Raw genomic sequence first — 11,582 nt, 5'->3', positions numbered from 1 at the left:
GATGGGGCCGACATTGGCCTGATTATCGTCTTCCTCTGCCTCTTCGGGGGTATTCTATCTGGCTTTCCGGTGGCCTTTGCAATCGGTGGCGCTGGTGTGATCTCTGTCGGGATCATCGCAGCCTTGGACAGCGCGGGATTGCTGATCCACCAGGCGATTGACACAGGCTCTGCGGCCTATGCGGACCTGATTGCCCAAGGAGTGAAATCGGACACGATCTCGATATTCAGATACCCGGATCTGCCCAGATACGAGACACCTGTTTTCCCAAGCGGTTGGGAAACAGCCATGGACCGCAACATTTCGTTCATCGTGAACCGTATGAATGAACGTGTTCTGGCGGGGCAATCGATTGAGACTCTGCTGGCTGTTTTGATGTTTGTTCTGATGGGCATCACGCTGGAACGCTCAAAGATCGCCAACGATCTGCTGACCACGATGGCAAGGGTGTTCGGCCCGCTGCCCGGCGGTCTGGCTGTGTCGGTCGTGGTTGTGGGCGCGTTTCTGGCGGCTTCGACTGGTATCGTTGGCGCGACGGTTGTGACCATGGGTCTGCTGTCCTTGCCGACAATGCTGCGCAACAACTATTCGCCGGAACTGGCGACGGGTGTGATTGCGGCCTCGGGGACATTGGGGCAGATCATTCCTCCGTCCATCGTGATCGTTTTGTTGGGCACGCTTGCTGGCGACCTTTACTCGGCCGCGCAGGAAACCCGCGCTCAAGTGGCGGGATGCTCTGATGCGCTGACCTTCTTGGGCGAGCCTGCGGTTCTGTCTGTTGGTACATTGTTCCAGTCAGCCTTGTTGCCCGGCATTCTGTTGGCCTTCCTTTATGCGGCCTATGCGTTTGGCTATGCGTTGATGAACCCCACCAAAGCCCCAGCAGTTAGCTTTGACAGCGACGGCGGCGAGGTCATCACCCGCAACGACGGCCTGATCTGGTTCCTGGGCGTTCCAGCTCTGCTGATCGGGGGTGCGTTGCTCATGTCGTCACTGAACGTCATCGGCAGCCAGACCATCGTCGTGGACAGCTTCTCGGATCGTGGCGAGGCCGCATCGTTGCGCACCACGGTGTCTGACGAATGTAAGGCCTCGATGATTGACCTGCATGGTCAACTGGCATGGGACGAAGCGGTGGCGCAGCAAGCGGCCATCGATGCGCAGGGCGGTCTGGAGGAATCCACCAAGCTGACTGACGAAGAACGCGCTGCGATCTTTGCTGAGCGTGTCGAAGCTGCCGCACCGATTGGCTCGGGTATTGCGACCTTGGTTGTTCTGCTGGCTTTGGTTCTGACAACAGCACGCGGTGTTGCGCCAAGTGCAGACCCACGTCGTCTGTATGTCGGTCTGGGCGGCGCTGCGTTGATGTTCATCGTCGATGCTCTGTTAATCAGCCCAACCACAAGTGCTGGCGCTACTGTGCTGCTGATGGCGATCCCATTCGCAATCATGGGGTATGGTGTCCTTTATGCTGGCGGGTTGCTCTCCAAGAACGAGCTGCTGCGCGTGGTCTTCCCACCACTGGTCCTGATCGTTGCCGTGCTTGGGTCGATCCTGGGCGGTATCACCAACCCGACGCCCGCTGCGGCGCTTGGGGCAGGGGGTGCGTTGCTGTTGGCGGCCTATCGTCGACTGGCGGACGAAGAGAAATCCGGCAAGATCATCATCTGGGCAAGCTTTGCCATCATCGTGATGATCCTGATCGGCATCAACTTTGACCTACGCATCAATCAGCCTAAAGTCGCCTTTGAAAGCTATGTTGCATTCCTTGGGGCCTATGGCGCGTATCTGTTCTCGATGTTTGGCATCCTGTACAGCTGCTATGTGCTGCTGCGCGGCAAGGTTCTAAGCCCGATTGTGCGGGAAACGGCCAAGGTGACGTCGATGGTGTTCACCATCCTCATCGGCTCTCAGCTGTTGAACCTTGTGGTGATCTCTTTCGGAGGCGAGCACTACATCCAGCAGTTCCTCAAGAGCTTTGACAACGAGTTGACCGTCTTCTTGATCGTAATGCTGGTGCTGTTTGTGCTGGGCTTTGTTCTGGACTTCCTCGAGATCATCTACATCGTGATCCCGATTGTCGGACCAGTCATCTATGGCGGCACATTCGATCCAAAGTGGGTGACTATCATGGTCGCGGTTAACCTGCAGACGTCCTTCCTGACACCGCCGTTCGGCTTTGCCTTGTTCTACTTAAGAGGGGTTGCGCCAAGCAGTGTCACCACTGGCCATATCTATCGCGGGATCATACCATTCGTGTTGATCCAGGTCGCGGGTCTGGCCCTGCTGTGGTACTTCCCGTCGATCGTGACGATCCTGCCGGATCTGATCGGACGGTAATCTGAAACAAAGAAAGGCCCCGAATTTCGGGGCCTTTTTTTATGTCTGTCGCAAGGGCTTACTTGCGAATATGAGAAGACGGCAGCGAGATATTGGACACTTGTTGTGCGATGGATTCAGACGCACCGCGGCGTTGCAGATCCTCATTATCCTTCAGGGACTCATAGGGCTTCCACGCGCCATCAGCAAAGATCTCTAGCCCCGAGAAGCGCGCCTTGTAGTCCATCTTGCTGCTGCCAGGCACCCAATAGCCCAGATAGACATAGGGAAGCCCAACATCCCGCGCGATATAGATATGATCCAGGATCAGAAACGTGCCCAAGCTTTGTTTCTGAAGGTCAGGTTCAAAAAAACTGTAGACCATGCTGACGCCATCCTCGAGCACGTCGGTCAAGCAGACCGCAGCCAGGGCATCGCTGGTTTCATCCCGATATTCAATCACGCGAGAACGGATCGGAGTTTCCTCGATCATTGCGGCAAACTCGAATACATCCATATCGGCCATGCCGCCATCGGAATGACGCGCGTCCAGATAGGTGCGGAACAGATCAAACTGTTCTTCGGTGGCCCAAGGCGATGTCGGCCTTCGTCCAAGGTTCTGATTTTTCTTCATAATGCGCTTTTGATTGCGCGAAGACGTGAATTTCTTAACGTCGATCCTTGCAGAAAAACACAGGTTGCAATCGGTGCATGAAGGTCGGTACAGCACATTCTGAGAGCGACGAAATCCCTGCTGAGACAGGGCGTCATTCAGCTCTTGGGCGTTGTCACCCTGAAGGGCTGTGAACAGCTTACGTTCCATACGACCGTCCAGATACGGACAGGGTTGTGGAGCGGTCACATAGAACTGTGGTGCAAGAGGCAGTGAGTGGCGCATAAAAGGTCAGGCAGCAGTTGAACTGTCCCAAAGACTAGCAACACAGCCCGACCCCAACAAGTCAAATGCGGTTCAGAAGCGCGCAGACCGGTTTATTGCGACAGATCCCATGAAATGATCGGTCAAACCCTGCTTTCTGCGACTTACAAGCATCAGTATGATCGACACGAACTGCAACAAAGGGACGGCCCAGGAAATACTGTAGCCCAAAGTGTGCAAAATCGCAGCGCCCAGATCAAAGCGTTCGCCGGTCTGAGCGCGAAATTCCAGCCCGACAAGACGCATACCCCAGGTTGCCGAACCGCCCGCAAGCGTCAAAACGCGATAGATGAATCCCACGACAAGCATCAGAAACGGAAAGAAAAATATCCCGGTAAAGGCTGTGAATGGCAGGACAAGAGCGCACAGAATGGCAATCAGGACCGTGTCGATGATCCAGGCCAGAAAACGTTTGGGCGGAACATCCGCATAAAACGCTGGCTGGGTTTCGGGATCAGGCAGGATAAAGGAACGGGCGGTCATGTCTCTCGTGTCGTTTTTATGGATAAAAATCCGGCCCCTGGAATGCAGGGGCCGAGGTGAGGGAGGGTTTCTATGAAATTAGGCGTCTTCTTTGACGGCCTCTTCGGCTTCGTCTTTTGCCTTTTTCTCGCGTTCGTCCATGAACTGATCGAACTCTGATTTGTCTTTTGCCTCACGCAGACGCTGCAGGAACTCTTCAAAGCTCTTCTGTTCGTCCTCCAGGCGACGGATCATTTCATCGCGGTATGAGTCAAAGGCAGAGTTGCCGGTCGACGTCATTGTGTGCATGCGACGGCGGCCGCAGGAAACGGAACGAGATTTGCTGAACATGCGTTTGCTCCAGATCATGTAAAGAAGAAGGGCGAGGCCGACTGGCCAGACAAAGATGAAGCCCAGAACCATCGCGGCAATCCAGGCGCCTTTGCCTTTGTTGTCGAGCCATGCCTCGGCACGAGAAAACCAACCAAGCTGGGAGGTTTGTGTGGTTGCGGTGGCTACAGGTGTCATTTTGGTCTCCGTGTTAAAGATGATGTGAATGCCTTTCACATTACACTAGATGGGCATTACCACGTGGGTTGCAAGGATTTATGTGAAAAGAATTTACATTATTTTCATAAACTATTTTATATCAGTTGGTTAGCTTTGAATTTTTTGTCTGTAACGACACTCAACAGGCTCTTGATAAGCAGTCTACAGCTGCCCAAACTTGCTTTTGCCAGCAAATTTTGTGTTTCCCGAAGCATTGCCAAGGTACAGTCGGAAGAGCAGGGCGTATGTGAACCTGTATATAAAGACTGCGTAGGTTTTAGGATTTGATGCGAAATTCGTTGTGCAAACGAAATGTCAGGCCACATGTCCGCATGACTTGAAAGACAGGCTATTGACGGATGTCGCTTCGAAAATTGTCCATGTTACAGGAAGTGGCTAACCTGTAGCCACTGCGGTCTGACTTGGCATCAGCTTGAAATGTCATGCACGTGAAAGCGGTTAAACGCATGAAAGGGACGTTTTCACTACGTTTTGTTCCGTATGAGCAGGTCTGTGTAAGTCATTAAAACAGTTAGTTTCTTTGAAATAGCTGCGCGTTAATCGATCATGCTATATATCGCATAATGATGATTATGTTAAATTAGAGGTGCCCGAGTACCATACACCCAGCCATGACGCGCAAGACTTACAAAGCTGGCTTCCCCACATACCAATCATCACATCCCGACGCCCCGATCAGTTTGCGATGATATCCATGGTCACCTAACAGCTCATGTATCCACGCACGCGCATCCTGATAATTGTGCTCGCAGGTAATCACACCAAAGGAATATTTTTCAAAATCGAGCTCCGACAAAATTTCCAACTCGCTCCCTTCGGTGTCGATCGAGAGATAGTCGATATGATGTGGCGCGTCGTTTTGACTTAGCAGATCATTGAGCGAAATCGTTTGAACTTGGTACGTATCCTGTTTGCGCTTCAATCGATTTCGCCCATCGGAATTGTAATGCTCCATTATCGTCGAAAGCTCGGGTTCTGAACTTTCCAAAAATTCCAACGTTTCCCCACTCCGCGCCCAAACGCAATCGGTCGAGATCTTTGCGGTCCGGTTCTTGTGCAATGCGTCGTGCCACACACGGCCAGGCTCTGCGAGGATGCCGGTCCATCCGAAATCGCGTTCAAGCATGTAGGTGTTGCTTATGTCGATGCCGTTGGTTGCACCAAACTCAACGAAAAATCCGTTGCGTTTGAACCGGTGTTCCATGAGTGCAAACACGTCCTGGCCAAACTGCGAGCGCATTTGAGCGTCGGGATGGTTGAGGTGTAGGACCGAGGAAAACAGAGTCATGAAGTCTGACTTGGCCTCATTCAAACGCCGAGATCCAAAAAGATCCGCGCTTTCTGGGTGCTTTTTAACAAACAACGCCATGCCCTCGCCTCATATTTCAAAAGCGTCGTCAAAAAACGCCATCTGCGAAAACTCTAAACAAGCCTCTACAGAAGTTCAGTAATTTTTATTAGAAAGTTAGGTGAAAAGAGTTTTTTTGAGCGAATTGGTCGCTGATATTTTGTGAAGACATGACTGCAGACAAGCGGGTTAAGGCATGATGGCCAAAAGGGTTTACGTGTTTACGGATGAGCCAGACTTCGCGTTGCTAAAGCACCTGCCACCGGGATATGCGGATCAGCACGGTATCGAATTCTCGTTTGGATTAGATAAACCGCATGACGCAGAGGCCGTGATTTTCTGGAACAGATCCGAGATAAGTCTGACCTTGGACATTCCCAAATGCAGAACGGCGTATATTGCCGCTGAATCGGAGGAAATTCGCAACATAAGCCGCCGTTTCTTTAACCAATTTGGGTTCGTGCATTCCCCTACATCGAAGAGCTTGGACGTATCGCACTGCCGGAGCTCACCTTGTTGGCCCTGGGTGGCAGGAGTAGATTTTTCCAGTCGATTGGATCCCCGACGTACGAAAGATTATAGCTTTTTCAGAAACTTAAGTGCGCCGCAAAAGACGCCAAAGGTGTCCATAGTGACCTCTCAGCGCACCTCTCAGCCGATGCACCGGCAGCGTCTGGACTTCATCGAGCACCTGCGCACACTTATTCCTGAGCACCTGGAAGTCTTCGGCGCGGGCGTGCGGCCGATCGATGATAAGTTGGATGCAATTGCGCCCTATCAGTACCATTTGGCACTTGAGAACACGCTGTTGCCAGACTCTTGGACAGAAAAAATCGCAGACCCGTTCCTGTGCTGGGCTCATCCTTTTTATGTCGGCGCAAACAATATTGGCGACTACTTTCCAAGCGGTAGCTTCACGCCATTGAACATCGAAGATCCTAAAGGCGCCGCCAAGGTGATCAAATCCACGATTGAGCGCGATGTCTGGAGGAATAACCTTGCAGCACTCGGCGAAGCGCGGGAACGCGTATTGGAAACACATAACGCTGGGCAGGTTTTGTTAAATGCGGCCAAAACGGTGTTGCAGGCCCCTTATGATACCGCCCGCCCCCGGCGTCACCGGATCTATTCTGATCTTTCATTGATTGCTGAAAAGAAAACGGCGCGGCAGTTGCTGGAGTTTTTGGGCCTTAATCTATGTTTGTTGTTTGATAGCGAGTGCGAAGCAAAATTCTGGCGAAAACGCACGCTCAGACGCAGGCTTAGACACAGTTAACACAACACGTGCAAACTCTGGCTTGTGTCGCAGGTTTTTTTCGGCACAGTTCGACTTTGAAAGAAGCCAGCATAGGAAAGCTGCGCACAGAGGTTACAGATGCACGCTGACACAAGTGCCGTGGTTAAGCAGGTTTGGAAATGTCTTGAGACGAGCCTTGTCAGTGCGCAACGCGTTGTTGCGGACCATCAAGATGCTTTGCTAGCACGAAAGGACGGCCGGCGCGTGGCATTTGAGGTCTGGTGGCGTGCAAAAGACTACTCAAAGATAGCCCAGATTGCCGAACCATTGGTGGAGGACTTCCCCGAAGACCTCAGGGTTGCGACGTCTGTTTCACAGTCCTTCCTGAACCTCGGGCAACGTAGCGCCGCAGACGCAGTGATGTCCAAACTCAAGGTGCCCGACAGCTATCGTGACCATCCAGCGGTACTTTGGGCGATCCTGCATCTTGTGGAACTTGGACGATTAGATCTGGGACAAGATCTGTACAGATTGGTCAACGAAGACCCCTCTACATATTCAGACCATATCAATGGGTACTTGCTTGCCCTCGTTTACTACCTGTTTTCCACGCCATCTCGTGTTGCGGACCAAGTTCAGGATTTGGCCGCCGAGACAGACATGCTGGTGTTCGATTTGGCACTTGGCGGCGGCATTGGTCATGGGCAGATGTTTGCGCAGTTTTTTTTGACTGCTTTTTCACAAAGACTGTCCTCGTCGCCAGATCGCATCGACTATCACGGAACCAGGACGCTTGGGGAAAATCCGGTTCTGTCGTCGACTGTTCAGCAAAGCGCCAAAGGCAGCATCGATATTCAACCATGGCTATGGCGCACCCAAAAGGGTCTGTCTGGGTCTTTGGCTGCGTTCAATGAAATCGTCGAGCGACGATTTGATCTGGCCTTTGGGGCCAACGCGACTGTTTCTGCCCCAATTGTTGTCTACCCATATGCATTGCCGTCGGATTTAATGGGATTTGCACGTTGGCTCACCAAATGCGCGCTCCCTGAAAAGGGGATTACATTGGTCGTTGGTCTGTTGTTCAACGACTTTCTGGCGGACGATCAGCCACAACGCGATTTAGCCATCTCTGCGTTGCGCGAGGCATTTGAAACGTTGAATGCCCATCCGTTGATCAATCTTGCTGTGTTTTCCGAGGTGGACGCTGTCAATGCGATGGTTGTGGACTTTGGAGTTCCAGAGAAGGATGTCTTCCTCCTGCCCTTCCTGCCGTCGCTTCGATTTGAACATGGTGTGGAGCCTGCGAAATTATCGAGGCCAAGGCCGCGCGTGGGTATCATAGGGACATGCAGACCGTCTCGCGGACACCATCATATCCTCAGTGCTGTTGAAGAGATAGCGCATGAGGACATTGACGTGCTCATGCATGCATCGGAGTCCAACTTGTATTGGTTTGAACGTAGTCAATCGGAGCCAAAAGAGAGTTTTGAAGACCAACTACAAAGGCTTGAGCGCGAAGGAAAACTGTCGTGGATCCGTGAGCCGTTGTCTCATGACAAATACGACAAGGCTCTATTGTCTTTGGACGCAATGATTTTGCCCTATGATCCCAAGTTTTACAAAGATACCGGATCCGGCGTCGCATTCGAAGCCGTGGCCGCGCGACGTCATTTGATATTGTCTGCAGATTGCGCTTTTGCTGGCATTTTGGGGCGTGTCGGATACCCGCATACCTTAATTCATGACCTATCTGGATCGGGGGTTCTTGACGCAATTAGACGGGCCAAATTGAATGCGGCTGTGCTGGATCAGGCCCTTGCGCGCTGGGACAATGCGGACCTGTTGTTTTCCGAAGTAGACAGGTTCACGCACACCTTAAAACATAGCCTTACGAGCGCACGCGAAACCTGAGCCTTTTGTTGATCAGCGCCTGCAGTCGCCATGGCAAAATGGACATCAGTTTCAGTCCAACGCTCAAGTGCCACGGAAACGCGATCTCGGGGGTCTTTTTGTCCATCGCCCCGGCGATGATTTCGGCGGCATCCTCAGGCGACATGATCCCCGGCAATGGCCCAATGTGCTGATCTGTCTGGCGGCTTTTGATGTGGCCTGGGTGAACCAAAGTCACAAAGACATTCGTGCCCATCAAGGCTTCACGCAGGGCGCGGGCAAAAGCTGTGAGGCCTGATTTGCTGGCCGAATAGGTCGGCGCGTCGGCCTGTGGGCCAAAGGCTGCTAGCGAGCTGATGAAGACCAGATGCCCTGCCCCGCGCGTTTGCATTAAGGTGGAGGCAGTCAGTGCGGCCTCGACCGCGCCGCTAAGATTTGTCGACAAAAGACGGGTTGCACGCGTGGGGCTTTCCAGTCGGTTTTGTTCGTCGCGCCCGTCGAAAATGCCAGCGTTCAAAATCACCTGATCGATGGCGCCATTGTCCCAGACCTCTTTGAGCCATGTTTCTGCAGCACCTGGGATCGAAAGATCGACCGAGGCGAATTCTACATCGGCGCCTTTGGTGCGCAGCGTTGCTGCAAGCGTCTTGAATGGCGCGGTATCTCTGGCGCAGAGAGCGAATGAAACGCCGGGCGCTGCGAGCTTTGTCGCAAGCGCCGCTCCTAGGCCTGTGCTTGCGCCTGTGATCGCAATGCGTTTTCTGGGGTTTGCTTCGGCCTGCGATGTGCCGATGGCGTCGGTTGCAATGCCCAATCGGGCGGCTTTCCTGAGCCGCGGAGGTTCCGCAACATAAAGCCCGTGGGCATGTAGATCCGTGCTTTCGAGGCGCGCGACAGCGTTTTCCACAAACGCCGCCCTGCCCTTGCCATAGACTGTTCCACGCGCGTGAATGCCGTGGGCCAAACACGTTGTCAGTGCGTCGACGTCTGATGTGTCTGGCGGCGTCGCCTGGGTCCAAAAATCGTCCAGATCACCTTGATAGGTGACACCCTCGATATCATAGATCGCAACACCAAGCGCTTTGGTTGGCACGCCGCTGAGCAAGGCTTGAATTCCGGCGGTAGAATTCACGACGACACAGCCGGCGGCTCCAGAGAACAGCTTGCCTAAATCGCCACCGTCCAAAAAGGTGACACGGTGGGAAATACCCAGATCGGTGGCCTGTTCGGTGATCTTCTTTTTCCAGTTTATCAGCCCGTTATCCATGGGATGCAGCTTGAACACGAGCCGGGCGTCGGTTGAGGCCCCCTGCGCAAATGAGCTCAAAACCCGTGACACAAACCCATATTGGAAACCAACAGGGGCATTCGCGCGGATCTGATAGTCTCCCTGCATTTGAAGCGGAACGATGAACCTTGGAGCATCCATACGCGTCAGCCTGTCCACCTCTGCCTGCGCGTGTTTTGCACCTTTGGCGCGCTTGATGAATCGGGGAATATAGGCTGGAAACTCGATCAGAGGAGGATGGGCCCGTTCAGGTTTATAGTGACGCTGAAACGGCTGCGCTAATGCGTTGGTCAGATGGAACCCCGCCTCTTTGATGGCCTCTTCGGTGGGTGAAATCTTGAACTTGGGCGTCCGGTCAAAGGGTGGCAGATCCTTGGCGACCTGCAGTAAGTGGGTCAAATCGTCAGGAAAATGCGAATAGGCCGACTGCCCCCCCTCTTCAAGGATCAACCAGTCTGGGCGCACGTAGCCATATTCCATCGAAACACAGCGCACGCCCATGTCGCGTGCTACGCGCTGTGCATCGCGGTGATACGGAAAACGGTCGGCAAAATAGACGATGTCGGTCGCCGCTTGCGCGGTCAATATCTGCCGAAGCGTGTCTGGCCACTGCTCACGCGTTCCCTTGAAAGACATAGTGTCGGTCCCGCGCCAAAACAGCTTGTCGCCAGCGCAGAAGTTAACGCGCAATACCTTGTGGCCACGGCGGGACAGCGCTTGACCCAAGTCCTTGAAGACACCGGATGTTGGTCCCTGCAAAAAAACAAAGGACCGATGTGTCTTGGATGTCTGTTCAAGTGTGTTTTTCAATGACACAGCCGCTTTCAATTTGGCATAAGACACAATGTAACCAGTTCTGAGGAACCATATATTCTTAAAGGAAACAAGGTGCCTGACCTTCTTCGCGCCCATTCATCGTTTCTAAAACGGTTTTTCGGATTTGCTTTCCATATTTTTGACCTCGTGGCCTATGAGGTTTTGTATCGATTGTCGCCAGCTCGCAAATTCTGGTTCTTTAACGGGGGCTATTTGCCGCTGGATGACGACTATGTTGCGATGCCCGAGTTCACGGGCGAAGATCACAGCGCGATGATGTACCATCAAGCCGGCCGCACGCAGATTACGGACCTGGCCCCTGATCCCCGCTCTATTCTGGATGTCGGGTGCGGCCAGGGCGGTGGATTGGTCTATCTGTCACGCTTGTTTCCCAAGGCGCGTCTGGTCGGCACCGAGCGCAGCCTGTCTGCGGTATCGCTTGCCCGCCGACGCACCGCGCCGTTGATTGATGTAGCCATCGAGCAAGGAAAATCCAACGGCCTGGCCTTTGCGGACGCCAGTTTCGATCTTGTGATAAGCGTCGGTGCGCCGACTTATTTTGGTCTGACGCTCTTTGTGACCGAAGCCGCGCGCGTGGTGACGCCGGGCGGCATCATCAGCCTGAGCGGTGGCTATCGACAGGGCGATCACGCCGCAATCGAGACAGAGTTGCGGGCCGCAGCGCAGGCAAATGGACTGGAATTTGTAAGTTATC

At 53.4% G+C, this 11,582-nt stretch carries 9 protein-coding genes; 4 read left to right on the top strand and 5 right to left on the bottom strand.

Annotation, left to right across the window (positions count from 1 at the left end; genetic code table 11):
• Positions 1 to 2,340 (top strand): TRAP transporter large permease subunit (locus ACEQWH_RS11145; RefSeq protein ID WP_370230836.1); only part of this gene is annotated, 2,340 nt, incomplete at its 5' end.
• A 58-nt stretch (positions 2,341 to 2,398) separates the two neighbouring features.
• On the opposite strand, the gene ACEQWH_RS11140 is transcribed toward ACEQWH_RS11145, so the two are convergent.
• The 4 genes from ACEQWH_RS11140 to ACEQWH_RS11125 form a co-directional block, all read right to left on the bottom strand.
• Positions 2,399 to 3,217: an arginyltransferase gene (locus ACEQWH_RS11140; RefSeq protein WP_370230834.1), complete on the bottom strand. Its 819-nt coding sequence runs from the start codon at positions 3,215 to 3,217 to the stop codon at positions 2,399 to 2,401.
• A gap of 72 nt (positions 3,218 to 3,289) precedes the next feature.
• A complete protein-coding gene (locus tag ACEQWH_RS11135) occupies positions 3,290 to 3,739 on the bottom strand; it encodes an RDD family protein (RefSeq protein WP_370230831.1) in 450 nt (149 codons plus the stop codon).
• A 78-nt stretch (positions 3,740 to 3,817) separates the two neighbouring features.
• Complete coding sequence (locus ACEQWH_RS11130) at positions 3,818 to 4,246, bottom strand: DUF2852 domain-containing protein (protein WP_370230828.1); 429 nt, start codon at positions 4,244 to 4,246, stop codon at positions 3,818 to 3,820.
• 667 nt (positions 4,247 to 4,913) lie between these two features.
• Positions 4,914 to 5,657 carry an FkbM family methyltransferase gene (locus ACEQWH_RS11125; protein WP_370230825.1) on the bottom strand — a complete coding sequence of 248 codons (744 nt, stop codon included), beginning with the start codon at positions 5,655 to 5,657 and terminating at the stop codon, positions 4,914 to 4,916.
• A gap of 175 nt (positions 5,658 to 5,832) precedes the next feature.
• Here ACEQWH_RS11125 and ACEQWH_RS11120 point away from each other — a divergent pair, with 175 nt between their 5' ends.
• Entirely contained in the window at positions 5,833 to 6,912 is a 1,080-nt protein-coding gene (locus tag ACEQWH_RS11120) for a glycosyltransferase family 10 domain-containing protein (RefSeq protein WP_370230823.1), read from the top strand.
• 492 nt (positions 6,913 to 7,404) lie between these two features.
• Complete coding sequence (locus ACEQWH_RS11115) at positions 7,405 to 8,784, top strand: hypothetical protein (RefSeq protein ID WP_372521401.1); 1,380 nt, start codon at positions 7,405 to 7,407, stop codon at positions 8,782 to 8,784.
• Here the strand turns inward: ACEQWH_RS11115 and ACEQWH_RS11110 are convergent.
• A complete protein-coding gene (locus ACEQWH_RS11110; protein WP_370230818.1) occupies positions 8,762 to 10,687 on the bottom strand; it encodes an SDR family NAD(P)-dependent oxidoreductase in 1,926 nt (641 codons plus the stop codon). The genes ACEQWH_RS11115 and ACEQWH_RS11110 overlap by 23 nt on opposite strands.
• Positions 10,688 to 10,939: 252 nt before the next feature.
• Between ACEQWH_RS11110 and ACEQWH_RS11105 the strand changes: the two genes are divergently transcribed.
• The coding region (locus ACEQWH_RS11105; RefSeq protein WP_370230816.1) for a class I SAM-dependent methyltransferase at positions 10,940 to 11,582 on the top strand (643 nt) is incomplete at its 3' end.

It is taken from the genome of Cognatishimia sp. (genome assembly GCF_964229375.1).
Lineage (GTDB): Bacteria > Pseudomonadota > Alphaproteobacteria > Rhodobacterales > Rhodobacteraceae > Cognatishimia.
Note: the sequence above shows the minus strand (reverse complement) of the source record. Positions and strands in the feature narration are given on the sequence as shown.

Excerpts from the sequence above, each read along its gene's own strand:
- ACEQWH_RS11120 (WP_370230823.1), top strand. The coding sequence starts at position 5,833 with ATGATGGCCAAAAGGGTTTACGTGTTTACGGATGAGCCAGACTTCGCG.
- ACEQWH_RS11140 (WP_370230834.1), bottom strand. The coding sequence starts at position 3,217 with ATGCGCCACTCACTGCCTCTTGCACCACAGTTCTATGTGACCGCTCCA.
- ACEQWH_RS11125 (WP_370230825.1), bottom strand. The coding sequence starts at position 5,657 with ATGGCGTTGTTTGTTAAAAAGCACCCAGAAAGCGCGGATCTTTTTGGA.
- ACEQWH_RS11135 (WP_370230831.1), bottom strand. The coding sequence starts at position 3,739 with ATGACCGCCCGTTCCTTTATCCTGCCTGATCCCGAAACCCAGCCAGCG.
- ACEQWH_RS11110 (WP_370230818.1), bottom strand. The coding sequence starts at position 10,687 with ATGTCTTTCAAGGGAACGCGTGAGCAGTGGCCAGACACGCTTCGGCAG.
- ACEQWH_RS11130 (WP_370230828.1), bottom strand. The coding sequence starts at position 4,246 with ATGACACCTGTAGCCACCGCAACCACACAAACCTCCCAGCTTGGTTGG.